The 20799-nt window shown below is 71.7% G+C and carries 14 protein-coding genes; 10 read left to right on the top strand and 4 right to left on the bottom strand.

Annotated elements, in window-relative coordinates; translation table 11 throughout:
• The first annotated feature begins 96 nt into the window (after window positions 1-96).
• Window positions 97-492 carry a hypothetical protein gene (locus tag V2J52_RS15255; RefSeq protein WP_331228588.1) on the top strand — a complete coding sequence of 132 codons (396 nt, stop codon included), beginning with the start codon at window positions 97-99 and terminating at the stop codon, window positions 490-492.
• A gap of 13 nt (window positions 493-505) precedes the next feature.
• Window positions 506-2782: a glycosyltransferase family 2 protein gene (locus tag V2J52_RS15250; RefSeq protein ID WP_331228619.1), complete on the top strand. Its 2277-nt coding sequence runs from the start codon at window positions 506-508 to the stop codon at window positions 2780-2782.
• A 42-nt stretch (window positions 2783-2824) separates the two neighbouring features.
• Here V2J52_RS15250 and V2J52_RS15245 read toward each other — a convergent pair whose 3' ends face one another.
• Window positions 2825-4303: a glycosyltransferase family A protein gene (locus tag V2J52_RS15245; RefSeq protein ID WP_331228587.1), complete on the bottom strand. Its 1479-nt coding sequence runs from the start codon at window positions 4301-4303 to the stop codon at window positions 2825-2827.
• Window positions 4300-7449, bottom strand: a complete 3150-nt coding sequence (locus V2J52_RS15240; protein ID WP_331228586.1) for a glycosyltransferase — start codon at window positions 7447-7449, stop codon at window positions 4300-4302. Before V2J52_RS15240 ends, V2J52_RS15245 begins: the two co-directional genes overlap by 4 nt.
• A gap of 314 nt (window positions 7450-7763) precedes the next feature.
• Here V2J52_RS15240 and V2J52_RS15235 point away from each other — a divergent pair, with 314 nt between their 5' ends.
• From V2J52_RS15235 to V2J52_RS15220, 4 genes are read left to right on the top strand one after another with little or no spacing between them, the layout of a single operon-like run.
• Entirely contained in the window at window positions 7764-9026 is a 1263-nt protein-coding gene (locus V2J52_RS15235; protein WP_331228585.1) for a nucleotide sugar dehydrogenase, read from the top strand.
• Window positions 9023-9910, top strand: coding sequence for an ABC transporter permease (locus tag V2J52_RS15230; protein ID WP_331228584.1), 888 nt, complete (start codon window positions 9023-9025; stop codon window positions 9908-9910). Before V2J52_RS15235 ends, V2J52_RS15230 begins: the two co-directional genes overlap by 4 nt.
• The gene (locus tag V2J52_RS15225; RefSeq protein WP_331228583.1) at window positions 9897-10922 is read left to right on the top strand and encodes an ABC transporter ATP-binding protein; all 1026 of its coding nucleotides are present in this window, start codon (window positions 9897-9899) and stop codon (window positions 10920-10922) included. Before V2J52_RS15230 ends, V2J52_RS15225 begins: the two co-directional genes overlap by 14 nt.
• Entirely contained in the window at window positions 10919-12064 is a 1146-nt protein-coding gene (locus V2J52_RS15220) for a glycosyltransferase (RefSeq protein ID WP_331228582.1), read from the top strand. The genes V2J52_RS15225 and V2J52_RS15220 overlap by 4 nt, the downstream gene beginning before the upstream one ends.
• Here the strand turns inward: V2J52_RS15220 and V2J52_RS15215 are convergent.
• Complete coding sequence (locus V2J52_RS15215) at window positions 12057-12830, bottom strand: glycosyltransferase family 2 protein (protein WP_491062193.1); 774 nt, start codon at window positions 12828-12830, stop codon at window positions 12057-12059. The two genes, V2J52_RS15220 and V2J52_RS15215, sit on opposite strands and share 8 nt — an antisense overlap.
• A gap of 43 nt (window positions 12831-12873) precedes the next feature.
• Window positions 12874-13722 carry a TIGR03089 family protein gene (locus V2J52_RS15210; RefSeq protein WP_331228580.1) on the bottom strand — a complete coding sequence of 283 codons (849 nt, stop codon included), beginning with the start codon at window positions 13720-13722 and terminating at the stop codon, window positions 12874-12876.
• 426 nt (window positions 13723-14148) lie between these two features.
• Here V2J52_RS15210 and V2J52_RS15205 point away from each other — a divergent pair, with 426 nt between their 5' ends.
• The 4 genes from V2J52_RS15205 (at window position 14149) to V2J52_RS15190 (ending at window position 20797) form a co-directional block, all read left to right on the top strand.
• The gene (locus V2J52_RS15205; protein WP_331228579.1) at window positions 14149-17310 is read left to right on the top strand and encodes a beta-glucosidase; all 3162 of its coding nucleotides are present in this window, start codon (window positions 14149-14151) and stop codon (window positions 17308-17310) included.
• Between the two features lie 178 nt (window positions 17311-17488).
• Window positions 17489-19090, top strand: coding sequence for a ThuA domain-containing protein (locus V2J52_RS15200; RefSeq protein ID WP_331228578.1), 1602 nt, complete (start codon window positions 17489-17491; stop codon window positions 19088-19090).
• Window positions 19091-19177: 87 nt separating this feature from the next.
• On the top strand, window positions 19178-20299 hold the full coding sequence (locus V2J52_RS15195) for a COG1470 family protein (protein ID WP_331228577.1): 1122 nt from the start codon (window positions 19178-19180) through the stop codon (window positions 20297-20299).
• A gap of 180 nt (window positions 20300-20479) precedes the next feature.
• Window positions 20480-20797, top strand: a complete 318-nt coding sequence (locus V2J52_RS15190; protein ID WP_491062137.1) for a WhiB family transcriptional regulator — start codon at window positions 20480-20482, stop codon at window positions 20795-20797.
• Window positions 20798-20799: the final 2 nt, after the last annotated feature.

Below are 20799 nucleotides of genomic sequence, written 5' to 3'. Positions count from 1 at the left end.
GCGAGGGGCCGCGCATCGCGATGCTAACCGACCGCGGTTCACCGCAGGTGCCACTCTGCTGTGTAATCTAGGGCGGTTGTCGAAAAGGGGGTCACCTTGTCGAAGAAGGTTGCTGTCGCGGGACTCGGTGTCCTGCTGCTCGTCGTCGCAGCGGCGGTTGCGTATCAGCTCGACGCCGAGGTGGTCACGGTCGCGCTGCTCGGCATCGTCGCCGGGGCTGCGGCGCTCGCGGCGATGAACACCAATCAGCAGATGCGCCGGCTGCGGCGGCAGATCAGCCGCTGGCAGAAGGCGTCGGAGCAGCGCCTGGTGGTGATCGAGGACGAGATGCTGCGGCGCGGGGCTCACGTCGAGGCCGCTACCCGCGACGACGTCCTCGGTACCGTCAAGCTCATGCAGGAGCAGTACGTCGGACGGCTCGACCGCGCTCAGGGCGATCTCGAGCAGGCGGTCGCTGCGCTGCGGGTCGCGACCTCCGCCCGCCCGGAGTGAGCCGTTGAGCACGGTGCCCGACATCATCGGCGCGTACACGACGGACGCCGCCCGGCACCGCCGCGGGTTCTCCCGCGCGCTGGTCCGCACCAAGTCCCGCAGCGGGCGCGACGTGCTCGCCGCGCTGGTCACCGACCGGCGCGCCACCGCCGACGAGCTGGCAGCGGCCGGCCGTGGCTACCGCGAGGGCAGCGCGCCGGACCTCCCGCTGGACCCGCGCGGCGTGCTGGAGTTCGCGCGGGTGCTCGCCGTCCAGACCGAGGACCCGGACGACCGATCGGCCGCGCTCGGGCTCATGCAGTGGGTCCTCGACCGGCACGGTCACGACCAGCTGGGCGAGCGCGATGCCACGCTGCTGCTCCAGATGGCGGTCAAGGCCCGCGACTACTCGCTGGCCGACACCGTGCTCGGGACGCTGCCGGTCGCGGCGGGCGCCGCCGGCCTTGCCGCAGCGGACCTCGCCAACCCGTGGATCCGGCCCGGGGCCGACGAGGCCCGGTGGCTCGACCGGCTCAACGCCGGTCTCTACGGCCCGGACGTCGTCCAGGCGGGCCTCCTGCCGACCGGCGACACCCCCTTCGACCGGCTGACCACGACGAGCGACCAGCGCATCTCGCACGAGCAGAAGATCACCGTCGTCATCAGCTGCTACAACCCCGACCGGCACCTCCTCACCGCGGTGCGCTCGGTGCTCGAGCAGACCTGGCAGAACATCGAGCTGTTCGTCGTCGACGACGCGTCGCCGTCCCCGCTGCCGGGGATCCTCGAGGAGGTCGAGCGGCTCGACCCCCGCATCCGGGTGATCCGCAAGGCCGTCAACGGCGGCACCTACCGGGCACGCAACACTGCCCTGCGCTGGTCGACGGGTGACTTCTTCACCTGCCTCGACTCCGACGACTGGGCCCACCCGCAGCGGCTCGAGTTGGGCGTCCGTCCCATGCTCGAGGACGAGTCGCTGGTCGCCACGCGCAGCCTGGGTGTGCGGGCCACCGAGCTGATGGAGCTGGGCCGGGTCGGCTACGGCGGCCGCTTCAAGGCGGCATCCTCACTCATGGTGCGCACCTTCCCGGTGGTCAGCCGGGTCGGGTTCTTCGACCCCGTGCGCAAGGCCGCCGACAACGAGTACGCGCTGCGCGTCGAGGCGGCCTTCGACGGCCGGGTGGTCGACGTGCCGAGGCACGCGCTGACGGTGCTCCTCGCCGACGCCGCCTCGCTGTCGGCCTCCGACTACTCCTCGGGCTGGCGCCACCCGGCCCGGGCGGAGTACCTCGAGTCGTACTCCACCTGGCACAAGCGGGTGCAGTGGCGCCAGGCGGCGATGTTCCTGCCCCCGCACGGCCCCCGGGCCTTCCCCGCCCCTCGCCGGTGGGAGCGCCACCCGGTCGACGGCGAGCCCGGCGCCGCCCTCGACGTCGTCGTGGTCGCGGACTGGCGCGAGGACCGCCTGCGCACCGAGACGCTGGAGCAGCTGGGCGAGCTCGTCGCGGACGGCCGCCGGGTGGGCATCGTCCACCTCGAGTCGCTCGTCGACGCACGAGCGACGGAACGGCCGATCGCCCCGCCGGTCCGCGAGCTGATCCGCCGCGGTGAGGTCGAGCGGGTCTACCTCGACGACGCCCGCGAGAGCGCGCTCACCGTCGTCGCCGACCCGCGCGTGATGCAGTTCCCGCCGCTCGTCGCCCCCCAGCTCGTCAGTGCCCGGGTGGACGTCATCGCCGACCCCGACGCGGAGGGCTCGCAGTACGCCCGCGCCGACGTGACGCACCAGGTGCGCGAGCTCCTCGGTACCGATCCGCAGTGGCGCGACGGCACGTGGCCGGCAGCACCGACCGCGCCCGAGCGGTCGCCCGACGTGGCGCACGGCACCGGGACCCTGCGGGTCGTGGCGCTCGACCAGCCCACCGCCACCGGCGACGTCGTCGTCGAGAGCTGGCTGCTCCGGGAGCCCGCCGACGGCGAGCGGGGCGCGCGCCTCAGCGTGGTGCTGCGCTCAGGCGCCGGTACCGGCACTGGCACCGGCCGGGCGGAGCTCCGGGAGCTGAGCGACGCATGGGCGGCTGGCGGCGAGCCCTGGGAGGTCCGCGCGGCCGACTGGCTGGACCGGTCGCCCGATGTCTGGGCGGTGGCCGCCTCGACCGTCACCCGTGGCCGGCTCGTGGTGGCCGGGGGCGTGGATGCGGTCCTCGAGGAGGACGGCAGCATCCGGCTCACCGGGGGCGGCGACGCCACCCCCGAGCTGCTCCGGTGGCACGGGACCGAGCTCGTGCGCGGGCCGGTGCCCGCGCGGTAGCGCCCGCGCAGCGGCTGCGTGCCGCGCGGGGCGGCCCGCTCCTCAGCGACCGACCGCGCGACGCAGCCGGCGCTTGACCCGCCCGAGGAACCGCCGCACCCGACGGCTCGCCGGCACGGGCTTCGGTGTCGCGCGGGGCGGCGTGGCCGACGGCGTCGGACGCTCGCCGGCGGCGAGCATGCCCTGCGCCGTCACGTAGTACATGGCCGGCCGGATCCCGAGCTGCTCGGGGGTGACCTCCGCCGGACCGGCGACCGCGTCAGGCTCGGCCGAGTGCGCGCGGCGGAGGACCGACCGCGTGGTCTCGACCGTGACGGCCTGCCCCGGGGCGAGCTCCGCGCGGACCCCGCCGCCCTCGCGCAGCAGGTCCAGCGCCCGGCCGACGCTCGCCCGGTCGAGCAGCACGCCCGCCGTGACGTGGGCGGTGACGGGCGAGGGGTAGCCGGAGACCGGAGCCTGGTCGACGACGCTGACGCGGGCGTCGGCCGCGACGTAGTCCCGCAGCCACTGCGGCAGGCCGTCGCCGCCGGGCACCGTCACCGTGAGGTCGGTGTGCTCGGAGCCGAGGACGCTGTCGAGCGTGATGAGCACGTCCTCCGGCGTCGCCCCGGCCGTGCCGAGGACGACGTGCACGCCGGGCACCGTCCACTGCCGACCGGAGTTCTGCGGCCGGAAGAGCGGGATGGGCAGCAGGTTGGCCGCCAGCCCGGTGCGCTCGCGCTTGATCTCGTCGCCGCGGGTGGTGAAGTTCCGGGCTCCCTGGTGATAGGCGTTCGTCTCCCAGTCCGGGATGATGAGCCCGCCCGACGTGAAGGCGCGGTAGCCGAACTCGGTGTCAACGATGCCGCGCAGGCCGAGGGACGCGAATCCCCCCGCGCGCTGGTAGAGCTCACGGCTCACGGACACGTCGGCGCCGACGACGGCGACGAAGGCGTCCTCGACGTCGCGCGTCAGCCGGCTGCGCTCCTTGACGAAAGCCTCCTGCCAGCTGTGCCGCTTGCTGTCGCGGCCGTCGAGCAGCGCGGGCAGCGAGTCCTCGGCCACCGCCCGGGCCACGTCGTCGGACGTGATGCCGTCGAAGTCGACGAACCGCTTGCGGCCGAGGACGACGGCGTGCGGTGTCAGGTGGTGCCACCGGGCGTGCGACTCCAGGTGCGTGGCGCTGACCACCATGTCGGCGTCGAGGAACAGGACGATGTCGGCCTCGGTGCTCCGGGCGCCACGGTCCCGGGCGCGGCCGGAGCCGTGCTGCTGCGCCTCGTCGACGCGCAGCACCCGGGTGCCCGCCGGGGCGGTGGCCGGCACGGTGAGTGGCGGGGAGGAGGCGTCGTCGACGACGAGGACCTCGGTCAGCCCGGCGGGGTAGCTCTGCCGGCTCAGCGCCGCCAGCGTCCGGTCGAGGTCGCCCTGGCAGTCCCGGGCCGGGATGACGACGCACAGCCGCAGCGTCGGCTCCCACTCCCCGAGAGCGGGGACCGGGAGGTCACGCCACTGCTGGCCTGTGACGGTGTGCTGCTTCATACGACCTGCTCCTTGCGCAGCTCGGCGACCCGCGCGGAGATTTGCCGGGCGCGGGCGTCGAAGGTGTGTTCACGACGGACGAGCTCACCGAGCTCCCGGCGGGCCTGCTGCCGCTCGGGGCTGTCGGCGAGCACGTCGCGGACGAGGGCCGGCAGCTCGGCCGGGTCCTCGTAGGTGGGAACCGCGTCGCCGAAGACGGCCGCGATCTCGGGCAGGTGGTCGCTGACCATGCGGGCCTCGCAGGCCGCGAGGTCGAACAACCGGTTGGACAGCAGGCCGTCGCGCCGCATGTCCTCCCAGTGGTCGTTGAGGACGACGCCGGCCGCGCGGTACACGCCCGGCAGCTCGTCGTTCGGCACGTTCTCGCCCTGCCACGCGCCGGCCGGCAGCAGCCCCTGCCAGCGGTAGCCGTAGACCGCCGGGACGATCCCGCCGTCGAGAGCGGCCGCGACGGCGGGCCGGGGCCCGCGCGCGTTCGCCACCGCGAGCACCTCGTGCACCCGCTCGGGGTCCGGGGGACCGGGCATGAACCGCCGGTGGTCGGTGCACTGCAGCAGCGGCAGCGCCGGGCGCGGCAGCCGCCGGCTCACCCGTTCGCACCACCGCGGCGAGGCGCCGAAGACGGCGTCGTACTCGAGCAGCTCGGAGGTGGTGACCTCGTCCGGGTGGCTGATCACCCACATGAGGTTCACGTGCGCCGGGTTCACCCGGTAGGGGCCACGGCCGCGCAGCACGAGCGCGACGTCGTCGAGGTGGGCGGTGGGGCGGTACCAGGCGTCGCGGCAGTCGATGGTGACCTCGTGGCCGAGCCGCTCGAGCGAGTCGCGCAGGGCGACGGCGAAGTGCCAGTCGCCCCACCGGGCGCGCCTGGGTACGTCCGGGGCGCCGATCTTGATCGCCCACCGCAGCGGCCGGTCGGCACGGGCGTGGGCGAGCAGCGCGCGGAGCCGCTCGTCGCCGTCGCGGGAGAAACCGGCGACGTCGTACCCGGCGAGGTCGACGGCCGGCGCGGTGTCCCACCGCTGGGCCAGGCGGTGCTCGTTGTCGGCGGTGGAGACCCACCGTGAGGCGCGGGTGCGCGGCAGCTCGTCGGCGGTCAGCGCGACGACGCTCTGCCCGACGAGCCCGCTCGGCCGACCGGTCTGCTGGGACAGCCGTACCGCGAGGTCGGGGCCGACGTGGTCCTGGACGAACAGCGGGTCGAACCCCTCAACGGCGAGGAAGTCGGTGGCCCGGACGGCCACCGCCAGCGGGGTGACGCCGGGAACCGCCCGGGTCTGCCGCAGCTCCGGGGCGTCACCGGCGAGGCCGGCGAGCATCGGGACCGCGCCACCCTCGCGGGTGCGGAGCGCCCCGGCGGACCACACCGTGCCCGGCCGGTCGAGCACGAGCGGCTGCACCGCGCTGAACTCGGTGAGCGCACCGGGGAGGGCCGCGTCCCACGCCGGCTCCGGCCACAGCGCCTCGGGCAGGAACACCAGCACCGCCCCGTCGGTGGCGCAGGCACCCACGTTGCGCGCGACCTCCATCGGCAGCTCCTGGCTCAGCCGGGTGACGCGGACGCGGGAGTCGGTCCAGAAGGTCAGCTGCAACCGGGTGGCGTCGGCCGGCTCGAGCCTGCTGTCGACGACGACGACCTGGACGTCCCCCTCGGCGGCGCGCAGCAGCCGACGGACCGTGGTCACGATGGTCTTGAGGTCCTCGTTGGCGACGACGACCGCCGAGGTGAGCCCCGGGTCGCGCTCGGTGGCGCGGGCGGCGTCCCAGTCGACAAGGCTGCGCTGCCGGATGAGGTAGCGGTAGCTGGCGAGCTCGTCGGTGGTGATGCGGTCGGTGCCGGTCTCCCACAGGTCGTAGCGGGTCGCGATGAACGGCGCGAAGGCGAAGTCGGCGATGCCGGCGAGCCGGATGAGGTAGTCCCAGTCGACGTTCCGGCGCAGCGACTCGTCGAAACCGCCGGCCTCCGTCAGCAGGGAGCGCTCGTGGAGGATGACGATGCAGTCGATGTAGTTGCGCTCGAGCAGCGCCTCGCGGGAGTAGGGCATGCCGCGGAACCGGCGCCGGTTCTTGCCGCCCTGCTCCTCCAGCGCCGACATCGCGTAGGCGATCCGGTGGTCGCCGCTGCGCACGAAGCGCACCATGACCTCGAGGAAGTCCGGCTCCCACGTGTTGTCGGAGTCGAGGAAAGCCACATAGTCGCCGGTCGCCGCTGCCAGGCCGGTGTTGCGGGCCGCCGCGACCCCACGGTTGGTCTCATGGCTCACCAGGCGCACCCGCGGGTCGCGCAGGTAGGGGGCCAGCACCTCGGCCGTCCCGTCGGAGCTGCCGTCGTCGACGATGACGAGCTCCCACCGCTCGTAGGTCTGGTCGAGCACCGACTGCACCGAGACCGGCAGGACGCCGGCGCGGTCCTTGGTCGGCAGGATCACGCTGACGAGCGGCTGGTCGGTGGTGCTCAGTGGCGCCAGCGATGCCTTGAAGGAGCGTTCCGCCTCGTCGTCGAAGCGCCCGCTCTCCCGGGTGAGGTGCTCGTACCCCCGAGTTTCGAGCAGGCTGCGGGCGGTCGCCCGCGCCGCCTCGAGGAAGACGGACGGCGAGGTGAGGTCGGGCAGGTCGGGCACGGCCGACGGCGGCGCCTCGTGACCCGCGAGGAAGTGCCCGAGCGGCCCGCCGGGATGACGCAGGCTCTCCCGGTGCGCCTTGGCGTAGTGGTCCGCCCGGAAGCCCGGGTGCGGGGAGACCCGGTTCGCGGCCCCCGCGCGCAGGTAGTGGACCAGCGCCGGGCCCTGGAGGACGTCGGGGGTCTGCGGCTGCTCGACGTACCACTCGGCGTCGAAGCCCGGGTGGGGGGACCGTGACTGGCGGTAGCCGTCGGTGAGGTAGTCGACCAGCGGGTCCGCTGCGGCGGGCACCTGCTCGCGGTACCACGCGTCGTCGAACAGCCCGCTGGCGCGCACCAGCTCGGCCTGCGCGGCAGCGGTGCCGTAATCGACGTCGTCCGGGGTCGGGTTGCCCACCTTCGGTGCCTGCCCGCCGAGCCGGGACACCTCCCGCTCCAGCGTGCGTGCCTGCTGCTTGAGCTTCTTGAGCTGGGCGTCGCGCCGGGCGATGGGTGGTATCCGGCGAACCAGACTCTTGAGCCGCACGTGGGGACCTCCGGGAGTGACGAACGACGGGCGTGACGCTGCGGACGACTGTACCGGGCACGTCCGTCACCGCCCTCGGCCGGACGCCGTGCGCCGGCACGCCGCCGGCCGCACGCGCCACGGGTGTGACGATCTCCACTTCACGGAGCAGGCGGGCGGGCCGTGGCCCGTGGGACCTTGGTGTCAACTGTGGTTCGGGGCTGCTCCGGTAGCATTCATGGCGGCTCAGCCTGCGGCATCAGGGCACGATCGGTGTGGCGACGGGGGCTACATTGATCCGATCCGTACACGCGGAGAATCGTAAGGAGCAGTACATGACCGTTGACCTCGCTGTCATCGGGCTCGGCTACGTCGGGCTCCCTCTGGTGCAGGAGGCGATCCACGCAGGCCTGCGGGTCGTCGGGTACGACGTCAACCACGGTGTGGTCGACGGCCTCAACCAGGGGACGTCCCACGTCGACGACCTCAAGGACTCCGACGTCGCCGAGCTGGTCGCCGCGGGATTCCGCGCCTCGACCGACCGCACGGTGCTCCAGGACGCGGCCACCATCGTCATCTGCGTGCCGACGCCGCTCTCCGACGACGGCGGCCCCGACCTCGGCGCTGTGAAGTCCGCGGTGGCCGACGTCGCCAGCCAGCTGCGCGCCGGCACGCTCGTCGTGCTGGAGTCCACCACCTACCCGGGCACCACCGACGAGATCGTGCGCCCCGCCCTCGAGGCCGGCGGCCTGGTCGCCGGTGAGGACTTCCACCTGGCGTTCTCCCCGGAGCGGATCGACCCGGGCAACGAGAAGTTCGGTGCGAAGAACACCCCGAAGGTCGTCGGCGGTCACACCCCGGCCTGCGCCGAGAAGGCTGCGGCCTTCTACGAGCAGTTCATCGACACCGTCGTGCGCACCAAGGGCACCCGCGAGGCCGAGATGGCCAAGCTGCTGGAGAACACCTACCGCCACATCAACATCGCGCTGGTCAACGAGATGGCCCGGTTCTGCCACGAGCTGGACATCGACCTGTGGGACGTCATCAACGCCGCGGCCTCCAAGCCGTTCGGCTTCCAGGCGTTCTACCCCGGCCCCGGCGTCGGTGGGCACTGCATCCCGATCGACCCGAACTACCTGTCCTACAACGTGCGCTCGAAGCTCGGGTACCCGTTCCGGTTCGTCGAGCTCGCGCAGGAGATCAACGCGACGATGCCGACCTACGTCGCGCAGCGGGTCCAGGACATCCTCAACGAGGACGGCAAGTCGCTGCAGGGCGCCAACGTCCTCCTCCTCGGCGTCACCTACAAGCCGAACATCGCCGACCAGCGCGAGTCGCCGGCCGTCCCGGTCGCCGGCCGGCTGATCGACAAGGGCGCCACGGTGGCCTTCCACGACCCGCACGTGGCGATCTGGAAGCACCACGGCACCGAGCAGCAGCGTGTGGCCGACCTCGACGCGGCGATCGCCGAGGCCGACGTCGTCATGCTGCTCCAGCAGCACCGTGAGTACGACGTCGACGACCTGGCCGGCAAGTCCACGCGGTTCTTCGACACCCGTGGTGCGGCGGCCGACGGACCTACGGTGCAGCATCTGTGACCAGCCCGGCAGCTGAGGGACGGGCGTCGCTGAGCTCGGCCGAGGCGGCGGCGCTCGCCGCCCGCCACGGCCTGGAGCGCAGCGGCGTCCGTCCCCGGCTGGGGCAGTACCTCAAGGAGACCTGGCGCAAGCGCAGCTTCATGTGGACGCTGTCCTCCGCGCAGTCCTACGCGCGCAACCAGGACAACTACCTCGGGCAGCTGTGGGCGGTCCTCAACCCGCTCCTGCTGGCCGGTGCCTACTACGCGATCTTCGGGCTGCTGCTGAACACCCGGGACGGCACCGTGAACTACGTCGGCTTCCTCGTCATCGGGCTGCTGCTGTTCATCTACAGCGCCTCGACGATGACGTCGTCGGCGAAGGCGGTCTCCGGCAACCTCAACCTCGTCCGGTCGTTGCGGTTCCCGCGCTGCGTGCTGCCGCTGTCGGTGGCGCTCACCGAGTTCATCGCGGTGCTGCCAACCCTTGCCGTCATCCTCGTGCTCGTCATCGCCACCGGCGAGGCGATCACGGTGTCCTGGTTGCTGTTCCCGGTGGCCATCGGGCTCACGCTGCTCATCAATGCAGGCCTCGCGCTCATCGTCGCCCGCGTGGTCCACAGCTCGCGCGACCTGCGCAACCTCGTGCCGCTCGCGGTGCGGCTGCTGCGCTACATCTCCGGGGTGTTCTTCAGCATCGAGGCCTACGCCGGGCAGGGAGTGCTCGGCATCGTCATGCAGTACCAGCCCTTCGCGCTGGTGCTCGACATCGCCCGCCAGACCCTGCTCGGTGAGTTCGAGCTCAACCTCACCAGCTGGCTGGTGGCGGCCGGGTGGGCGATCGTTCTCCCCGTCGTCGGGATGATCTTCTTCTGGCGGGCAGAGGCAACCTATGGCCGTAACTGACCACAGCGGGGCGACCGGGGCGCCGCCCTCGCTGATCGCCTCCCACGTCGACGTCACCTACCGGGTGTTCGGTGCCAAGAAGGTCGGCACCGTCACCGGCGCGCCCGGCGGCACCCGGGTCGGGGGCCTGTTCCGCAGCCGGGCGGCGTCCAGCTCGGTCGCCGCAGTACGCGAGGTCGAGGCCGTCAAGGACGTCTCCTTCGTGGCGCACCACGGCGAGTCGATCGGCATCATCGGCCGTAACGGCTCGGGCAAGAGCACGCTGCTGCGCGCGCTGGCCGGGCTCATCCCCCCCTCGGCCGGTGAGATCTACACCGCCGGCACCCCCGCCCTGCTGGGCGTCAACGCGGTACTCATGAGCGGGCTCAGCGGCGAGCGCAACATCATGATCGGCGGGCAGGCGATGGGCCTGAGCGCGCGTGAGGTCCGCGAGAAGATGCCGGACATCGTCGAGTTCTCCGGTGTCGGGGAGTTCATCGACCTGCCGATGAAGGCGTACTCGTCGGGGATGGCCGCCCGGCTCCGGTTCGCCATCTCCACTGCCACGGTGCCCGACATCCTCATGATCGACGAGGCGCTGGCGACCGGGGACCAGGACTTCCAGAACCGGAGCCGCCAGCGGGTCACCGAGATCCGGGAGGCCGCCGGCACCGTCTTCCTGGTGAGCCACAGCGACGCCACCATCCGCGCCATGTGCGACCGTGCGCTCTGGCTCGAGCGCGGCGAGCTCGTGATGGACGGCCCGGCGGGCGAGGTGACCGAGGCCTACCAGCGCACGCACAAGAAGGCCGCGGCGAAGAAGCCGGTGGCCAAGAAGCCGGTGGCGAAGAAGCCGCCAGCGAAGAAGCCGGTGGACAATCCTGCTGTCGGCGACAAGTCGGCTGTCGAGGACAATCCTGCTGTCGGCGACAAATCGGCTGTCGGCGACAAGTCGGCTGTGGGGGACAAGTCTGCTGTCGCGGACAAGTCGGCTGTCGGCGAGGAGACTGCGGGGGAGACTGACCGGACATGACGTCGCCCGGTCCGCAGCGCAGCATCCTCGTCGTCACGGTGGTCCACCACCCGCAGGACGCCCGGATCCGGCACCGCGAGATCGACGCCCTGCTGCGGGCGGGCTGGCGTGTCACGTACGCCGCGCCGTTCAGTGGTCACGGGCTGGCCGTGCCCGAGCCGGAAGGCGGGCTCCGCTGCGTGGACCTGCCGCGCTCGGCGGGCCGCCGGCGGCTGCGGGCGCTGGGCCACGCCCGCCGCACGATCCGCGAGCTCGGGCCCCGGAACGACGTCGTCCTCATCCACGACCCCGAGCTGCTGCTGGCCACTGGCCGGCAGCGCAACGTGGTGTGGGACGTGCACGAGGACACCGCCGCCGCCGTCGGGGCAAAGGAGTGGCTGCCGCGCGCCGTGCAGCGGGCGGCTGCCGCGGTCCTCCGGTCGGTCGAGCGGTGGGCGGAGCGACGAATGCCCCTGCTCCTCGCGGAGTACGCCTACCAGGAGCGGTTCCGCCGCCGACACCCGGTGGTGCCCAACGTCGTGTCCGTCCCGCGGGCAATGCCGCCCCCGGGCGCCGACCGGGTCGTCTACCTCGGCAGCATCACCCTCGAGCGCGGCGCTGAGGACGTCGTCGCGCTGGCCCGCACCCTCACCGACCGGACGGCAGGCGAGCTGCAGACCCACGTCATCGGCCCGGCCCACGGCGCCGCCGAGGCGCTCATCGCCGCGGCTCATGACGAGGGGGTCCTGCAGTGGCACGGTTTCGTGCCCAACGAGGAGGCGCTCACCATGCTCGACGGCGCGCTCGCCGGCCTCTCGCTGCTGCGTGACGTCCCCAACTACCGCCACAGCATGCCGACGAAGGTCCTGGAGTACATGGCTCACGGCGTACCGGTCGTCACCACTCCGCTGCCGGTGGCGAGGGACGTCGTCGAGCGCTCGGGGTGCGGCGTCCTCGTGCCGTTCGCCGACCCGGACGCCGCCGCCGCGGCGGTGCTCGCACTGCGGGCGGATCCGTCGCGGGCGGCCCGCCTGGGACGGGCCGGCCACGCGGCCGTCCTGCGTGACTACGACTGGTCCTCGGCCGGCGAGCAGTTCGTCGCCACGATGGCGACGCTCGCCGATCCGGCCCGTCGGGCAGGCGGCGCCACCGCGGTCAGATGAGGTATTTCAGGCCCGACCGCACCGCGTAGTTGCCGAACGCGAAGATCGCGCGCGGTAGCGGCAGCGCCTCGACATGGCGGTAGATCTGCCAGTTGTACGTCGCGGCCACGAGCTTGTTCGACGACAGTGACCCGCGACGGCCGGCCCGGTACAGCGCCAGTGGGTCGGCGAGCCCGAGCGCGACATGCCCCTCGCGCAGGATCGACAGCTTGAGCGCGTAGTCCTGCCGGCGCTCGAGCGGCGGCAGGAAGCGACGGCCGAGCTGCTCGGCATCGTAGACGAAGGTGAGGAAGCCGATGTAGTCCTGGCGGAGCATGTGGTGGTACTCCAGCCGCAGCGGCGCTCGGACCACCCGGGTGGACGGGGTGAAGTCGACCGCCTCGACCGCGGAGTCGGCGTCGACCTTGTAGTACGCGCTGTAGGTCAGTGGGGTCGCGGTCCGCGCCATCAGCTCGAGCTGACGTTCCAGCTTCGCCGGCAGCCACAGGTCGTCGCTGTCGAGGAACGCGTGATATCGACCGCGTGCCGCGGCGATCGCAATGTTGCGGGCGCCGGCGGCTCCTCGCGGCCCGCTGTTGACGAGCAGCCGGATCCGGGGGTCGGCGGCCGCCATCGGTGCGACGACCGCGGCGGAGGCGTCCGTCGAGGAGTCGTCGACGACGAGCAGCTCCCACGAGCTGAACGTCTGGGCCTGCACCGAGCGGATGGACGCCGCAACGAAGGCTGCCGAGTTGTGCATCGGCATGATCACCGACACCGCGGGCACGCCGCTGCCCGGCGTCGTGCTCATCGGGGGCCTCACGAGCCGCTCAGCACCGAACCGTGGCGCGCTCGGCCGCCGCAATCTCGTCGAAGCGGGCGCGCGGCACCTCGTCGCCGAGCAGCACCAGCGAGCCGCCGGTGCGCCAGGCCGCGATGCCGTGCGCGATCATCTCGGTGAGGCTGCGCGGGCTGCACAGCACCCGGGCGCCCGGCTCGTCACGGTGGGAGGCCGGCGTCTGGCGCACCGCCCAGCCGGCGAGCTCGCCGTAGGTGACGGCGCCACCCGGGCCGGAGCCATCGACGTCGGGGCCGGTGAGCGCGAGGTCGGCGTCGTCGGGCTCCTCGACGTAGCCGACGTGGTCCCCGTAGCTCATCAGCGCTGCCGCCGCGTCCATCGCGCCGGCCGGGATCGGCTGGGTCACGCGCATCGCCAGCGCGGGCAGCGCGATGACGAGCTGCAGGCCGGCGGCCGGGACAGCGGTCGTCCGGGACGTGACGACGACATCGGGCTCGTCCTCGCCGGCGTCGGCGACGAACTCCGAGTCGTCATCGTCCTCGGTGGTCTCGGGTGCGTCGTCGTCCTCGTCGTCGGGCTCGTACGCCTCGTCGTCGGTCTCGTCATCGGCCTCGCCGGGGAGCACGAGGTGTCCGCCTGCCGCCCACGTCGCCAGTGCCCACACCAGGCCGCGCCAGTGGACCGGGACGTCGAGGAGCACCCGGGTGCCGGGCTCGACCTCTCCCTCCTCGACGAGGAGGTTGGTCGCCTTGGTCACCCAGTTGGCCAGGACCCGGCCGGACAGCTCCACGCGCTCGTCGTCGGCGCCGTACCAGGTGAGGCGGGGCTGGGCGGGGTCCTGGCCGAGGAGCAGCTCCAGCACCCGGGTCGCGATGCTCATACCAGGAGCCTAGCCGCCCAGCCCCGATGTCCCTCGTGCGCCGATCGCAGGCAGGCGTAGATCGCGTCACCGTCGCCATGCCGCCCCTACCAGGACGGTCCGCCTTCCGCAGGTGTTGCGGTTGTGACTCAGGTCACTACAGTTCGGTGTTATGGGGGAATCCGGGGGGATTCCGGTCGTCGGGCGAGCCGTTGGGTCCGTCGGCCGAAGATGTCGGTCGGTGCTACGGGGCGACCGGCGCCGCCGAGCGTCTCGATGCGGGTACAACCGCTCAGGCTGCCGTCCGGCGGGCCTTCCCTTGGCCCCACGGTGTCTAGCGCCCGGGCCTCGGGTGCCGTTGCGCGATCGAAGGGAGCTGGCCATACCTGTCGGATCAATGGGCGCGGCGAGACCGCGCCCACCTTCGTGAGACTTGGAGAGCCAAGCATGAGACATCGAAGCAGAACGCACCGGGCGGCGGTGGGTGCCGTCGGCGCCGCCGTCGTCATGGGCCTCGCCGGGCCGCCCGTCGCGGCCCAGGACCATCCCTGGATGGACACCAGCCTCCCCGCCGAGGAGCGGGCCGAGCTGTTGATCGACGCCATGACGCTGGACCAGAAGATCCAGCAGATCTCCAACGAGCCGGTCTACAACGAGGACCTCGACGTGGACGGCAACCCCGATACCGATAGCCGCACCCGGTGGGACTGCGATCTCACCCAGGTCGGGCGTCACATCGAGGGGATTCCGGAGCTGGCCATCCCCGACTTCCGGCAGGCCAACGGCGGCACCGGTATCCGCGGCGGCGACTGCCTCCCGGAGCCGATCGCGACCGCGCTCCCGGCCCAGGTCGCCTCGGCTGCCACGTTCAACTCGGACCTCGCCTACCGGTGGGGTGAGGTGCTCGACGTCGAGCTCCGGGCGTGGGCCCACCACGCCCTGTGGGGTCCGGGGATGAACCTCATCCGCACCCCGTACGGCGGTCGCAACAGCGAGTACTTCAGCGAGGACCCCTATCTGACCGGCGTGATGTCCTCCGAGATCATCAGCGGGGTCCAGGCCCGCGGCGTGAGCCACGTGACGGCCAAGCACTTCGCGGCCAACGAGTCGGAGTACCAGTTCGAGCGCTGGACCGCGGCCAACATGGTCCCGTCCCGCGCGATGCACGAGCTCTACCTGCTGCCGTTCGAGATGGCGGTCAAGGACGCGGACGTCGCCTCGGTGATGTGCGCCTACCCGCACGTGAACCACAGCTACACCTGCGACAGCTCGCCGCTGCTGCAGGACACCCTGCGTGAGCGCTGGGGCTTCGACGGATACGTGTACTCCGATCGGCGTGCCCAGCAGAGCACGGTGCCCTCGATCCTCGCCGGTGTGAGCGTCGAGCTCGATGAGGAGCCGGAGTGGTACACCCCGGAGCTGGTGATGGCCGCCATCGCGCGTGGTCAGATCACCGAGGCGCACATCGACGACCTGCTGCGCCCGCGCTATATCAAGATGTTCGAGTACGGCGACTTCGACGACCCGCACACCGAGTTCCTCTGGGACGAGCTCGACCCGCTGATCGAGCCCGGTGGCGCCCACGCCGACTTCGCCAAGGAGGCGGCCGCGGAGAGCCTCGTGCTGCTCCGTAACGACAACGACCTGCTGCCCCTCGACGCTGCGGAGCTGGACTCCATCGCGCTGATCGGGGCCGACTGGTTCGCCGGGGAGGCGACCTTGCCGCCGCGCAGCGGGAACCGGGCAGCGAATATCTCGGTCATCGAGCCGTACCAGATCACGCCCCAGGAGGGCCTGGAGGACGTCCTCACGAGCCTGGACTCCGACGCGACGGTCACCTACAACGACGGCGACTCCACCGCAGAGGCAGTGGCGATCGCCGAGGACTCGGACATCACGATCCTCATGGTCGGCGACGTGGCCCGGGAGACCTGGGACAAGAACAGCAACTGGCGCGAGGAGAACCCCGGTGGCGGCGCCAGCGGGGCGGGCAACGAGATCCCCGACCTCGACCTGCCGTCGGTCAACGGCACCAACCAGCAGCTGTTGATCCCGCGGGTCCTGGACGCCAACCCCAACACCATCGTCGTCATGAAGACCCAGGGCCAGGTGAACCTGCCACGGGTGGACGACATGCACACCATGGTGCAGGCCTGGTACCCGGGACAGGAGGACGGCGCCGTCGTCGCCGAGGCGCTGTTCGGCGTCACCAACTTCTCCGGGAAGCTGCCGCTGACCATCGGGACCACGGACCGGGAGGCGGCCTTTGCCACCGAGCAGCAGTACCCGGGGCAGCTCGAGGACACCGGGGTCCCCGGTGGTATCGGTCGCGACCCGCTGTGCAACGACACGGACGAGGCCCCGCCTTGCGAAGACTCGGGGCCGGCGCCGCAGCGGGTGGTGCGCTACCTGGAGGACCTCGAGATGGGCTACCGCTGGTACGAGGCCAACGATGTCGAGCCGACCTTCGCCTTCGGGCACGGTCTGTCCTACACCACCTTCGGGTACTCAGACCTCACGGCCTCGGCCGTGGCGGGGGAGGGTGGCGAGCCCGCCATCCAGGTCGACTTCACCGTCACCAACACCGGTGACGTCGCAGGTGCGGAGGTCGCGCAGGTGTACCTGACGCTGCCGGACGAGGCGGGTGAGCCGTCCAAGCGGCTCGTCGCCTTTGACAAGCCGTACCTGGAGCCGGGGGAGTCGGCGCAGGTGTCGGCAACCCTGACCGAGGGGTCCGCCAGCCACCCGCTCGAGTACTTCGCGCCGGACAACGAGGACGACCTCGCGCAGTGGGCCGAGGGTGACTGGGTGACTCCGCCTGGAACGTTCACGGTGCACGTCGGTGGGTCCTCGGCGGACACGCCGCTGGAAGCGGACCTCACCCTCGAGGTCGAGGAGCCGGAGCCGCCGTACCTGCGGTACGGGTTCTTCCTGGCCAATGGTTGGCAGGGTGGGAATGCGGATTATGCGTTCAAGTACGGGCGTTGGTCCGATGAGGTGTTGATCGGTGATTGGGACCAGGACGGTGCTGACTCGATCACGGTGCGTCGGGAGAACAGGTTCCATGTGAACAATGCGCCCAGGGGCGGTCCGGCTGATTCGGTGTTCACTTATGGCCGGCCCGGTGATGTGGTGCTGGTGGGTGACTGGGACGGTGACGGGGTGGATACGTTGGCGGTGCGTCGCGGGAACGAGTATCACGTGAAGAACTCGTTGCGTGGCGGGGATGCTGATGTGGTGGTCCGTTATGGCCGTGCCGATGATGCGGTGATGGTCGGTGACTGGGACGGGAACGGGACCGATACGTTCGCGGTGCGTCGTGGGGCGGTCTATCACGTGAAGAACCGGATTGCCGGTGGTGATGCTGATCGGGTGTTCGCCTACGGTCGGGAGGCTGACATCACGTTGGCTGGTGACTGGGACGGTGATGGGCGCGACACGTTCGCGGTGCGTCGTGGTTCGGTGTATCACGTGAAGAACTCGCTGGCCGGTGGGCCGGCGGAGTTCGAGGTGAACTACGGGCGGGCTGACGACGAGGTCTACGTCGGTGACTGGAACGGCGACGGGCGCGACACCCTGGGGGTGCGGCGCGCACCGACCGCTGACTAGCAGCTGCTGACCCGAGGGGCCGGGACGGTGCCAGCCAGGCACCGACCCGGCCCCTCGCTGCGCCGTCGTTGACACTCTCGACCGGCCGTCGGTAGCATGGTGGCGTAATAAGTCGTTACGTGAAACATAATGAAGTGTCTCGCGTCTCGGCTCCTCCGAATCCACGGAAAGGCCTGCAATGAAGCAGCAAGTCGCACGAACAGGGGCCGCGGTCCTCGCCGCCGGCGTCACCCTGGGGCTGGGGCTCGTCACCGCACCGTCGGCAGTCGCCGACGAGGTGGACGAGACCGATGACTACCAGGTGCTGGTGGTCGGCAAGACCCTCGGCTTCCGCCACTCGCACATCCCGACGACGACCAACGCGGTGATCGACCTGGGAGAGGAGCACGGCTTCGACGTCGACGTCTGGGACCCCGCCCAGCCGGACCTCACCCTCGGGTCGACGCCCTTCACCTCGGCCGACGACCTGTCCAAGTACGCCACGATCCTCTTCGTGTCCCCGGTCGACGGCACCAACAACATGGACCCCGCCCGCCCGCGGCTGCTCGACGACGCCGAGCTGGGCGCCTTCCAGGGCTACATCCACGACGGCGGTGGCTACGTCGGCATCCATGCCGCGACCGACACCATGCACACCGTGCCCTGGTACAGCGAGCTCACCGGCGGCGGCGCGCGGTTCCGCAACCACCCCCAGCAGCAGCAGGCGACGATGCACGTCGAGAACCCTGCCCACCCGTCGACCGCCATGCTCCCCCTGGAATGGCCCCGGTTCGACGAGTGGTACAACTACACGACCAACCCCCGTGAGGACGTCCACGTCCTCATGACCCTGGACGAGTCGACCTACAACCCGGGCGGCGGCGCGATGGGTGAGGACCACCCGCTGGCCTGGTGCCACAACTTCGAGGGCGGGCGCTCCTGGTACAGCGGCGCCGGCCACACCGACGAGTCCTGGGCCGACCCGCTCTACCTCGGTCACGTGCTCGCCGGTATCGAGTGGACCGCCGGTCTCGTCTCCGGCGGCGGGGACTGCGTGACCTTCCCCGAGGTCGAGGGGATCCTCGCGGATGCCACGACCGGCGACCCGGACGGCAAGGCGGCGGTGTCCGCGCTGCTCGCAGCGGCGAAGGCCGCCGCTGACGCGGGCAACCACGACGGTGCGGTGGCCTCGCTGCTGCAGGCCGCGAACCGGGCCGCTGACCTCGGCATCGCCGGTCTCGACGGCAAGATCGCCGACCTCCTCGTGTGGCAGCGCGCCCTCTCCGAGGACGGCGGCCCCACCGACGCCGACGGCATCCCGGTCGACGTCTCGATCGTGGAGAAGCCCGGCGCGCTCACCCTCACGGTCGAGGAGTACGGGTCCGGCGTCGAGCTGGCGGCCGACGGCGAGCGCCCCGACCGCTGGCGCTACACCGGCGAGCTGCCGACGGTCACCGTCGCCGACTCGCGCAACGCCGAGCAGGCGGCGGGTGGCGGTTGGGCGGCCTCCGGGCAGTCCTCGGCGTTCACCTCCGCGGCAGGCGACATCACGGCCGACCACCTCGGCTGGGTGCCGCGTGTCCTCACTCCGCGCGACGGCGTCGCGGCTGGTCCCGCGCCGTTGACCGCGCTGGACGGCGGCCCGGGCCTCTCGGCACCGGCCCAGCTCGCGGCGGCCACGGCGGAGGGCCGGCGCGGTATTGCCGAGCTCGACGCCCGGCTCGTCCTCGACGCTCCGATCGGGACCGCTGAGGGGGACTACTCTGCACGTGTGACAGTCTCACTGTTCCCGGTGGACTGACCGAGTCAAGGTGGGTGGGGNGGCGCGCCGGCCCCACCCACCTGTGCCACCACCGCCCATGACGTCGATCGTTGCGTGAGGATCACCGTGCTCCGTCTCCTGAGGTCGTTGGCCGCCGCCGCGCTGGTGCTCAGCGCGTCGACCATCCCGGCGTCGTCGGCGCTGGCAGCGACATCCTCGGACGATGCCGATCCCGGCGCGGGCACGGGCACCACCTGGGCGGTGGAGCCCTCGGACGCGGACGGGCCCGACGGCCGGGTGTCGCTCCGGCACGACGTCGAGAGCGGCGCAGCCGTCAGCGACTTCGTCGTCGTCACGAACTTCGGTGAGCGTCCCGCGACCTTCGCGGTCTACGCCAGCGACGGTGTGGTCAACGCCGACGGCAACTTCGACCTCCTCCCCGCGGACACCGAACCGGTGGACGGCGGGGCATGGGTGGAGATCGGGGACGTCGACGGTGCGACGCCGCGCGACGGCGGCGGCATCGTGCTCGAGGCGCCGGCGTCCTCCAGCACGGTCATCCCCGTCGAGATCACCGTCCCGGCGAACGCGACACCCGGCGACCACCCCGCGGGGGTCGTCGCGGAGCTGGTGCAGGGCGACGACACCTCGGTGCAGATGAGCTCGCGGGTGGGCGTCCGGCTGCACCTGCGGGTTCCGGGGGAGATCGTGGCCCAGGTGCAGCCCCAGGACATCACCGCGACGTACTCACCGTCATGGAACCCGTTCGCGCCAGGCACCGTCACCCTCGAGTACTCGCTCAACAACGTCGGCAACATCCGGGTCGGCGCGGACGTCGACGCCTCCGTCGCGGGCCCGTTCGGCATCGGCGGCGGTGAGACGTCGTCCGAGCACCGGGAGATCCTGCCCGGCCAGTCCACTGCCGACGCCGGGCAGTTCGAGGCGTGGCCGCTGTTCCTCGGGCGCGGGGACGTGACCGCCGTGCCGATGGGCGTCGGCGAGGACCAGGTCCCCGACGAGCTCATGGCGAGCTCCGCGGCGTTCACTGTGTGGATGGTGCCGTGGTCGCAGCTCATCCTGCTGGCACTGCTGGTCGCCGCGCCGCTGCTGATCGTCAAGGCGCGCAAGCGGTCGGCCGCCAAGGTCCAGGCGCGGATCGACGCCGCCGTCGCGGCGGCCGCCGCCCCGTCGGCCGCCGACACGGACGCGCCGGCCGAGCCCGCAGCGGACGTGGCCGACCCGCGGTAGCCGCGGGCCTCACCGCACCGGTCGCGCGGCGCATACCCGCAGGCCCACCGGTTCTCACGCCTCGTGGTGCTCCGGCGCGCCGTCGGCGTGTCGCACCCCGATACCACCTTCCGCTTGACTCCTGCGGATGACACGCGTGTAATTCAGGGGGAGAAGGTGGCGACGACGATGGGAACAACTGTGTGGAACATACTTGGTGATGGTCCGCTGAGCACCGGAGTCACGGCAGACACGGGGCAGCAGGGGCTCTACGTCCTGGACGAGTTCGCTGACGAAGGCGTCCTTAGCTGGCAGGACCGGGCGCTGTGCGCCCAGACCGACCCGGAGGCGTTCTTCCCGGAGAAGGGCGGCTCCACCCGAGAGGCGAAGCGGGTGTGCACCTCGTGCGAGGTCCGCTCGGAGTGCCTGGAGTACGCGCTGGCCAACGACGAGCGCTTCGGGATCTGGGGCGGCCTGTCGGAGCGCGAGCGCCGCAAGCTCAAGCGACGAGTGGTCTGACG

The organism is Georgenia sunbinii (assembly GCF_036421875.1).
In the GTDB taxonomy this organism is placed as follows: Bacteria; Actinomycetota; Actinomycetes; order Actinomycetales; family Actinomycetaceae; genus Georgenia_B; species Georgenia_B sunbinii.
The sequence above is the reverse complement of the archived record's forward strand: the minus strand, read 5'-3'. Positions and strand labels throughout refer to the sequence as shown.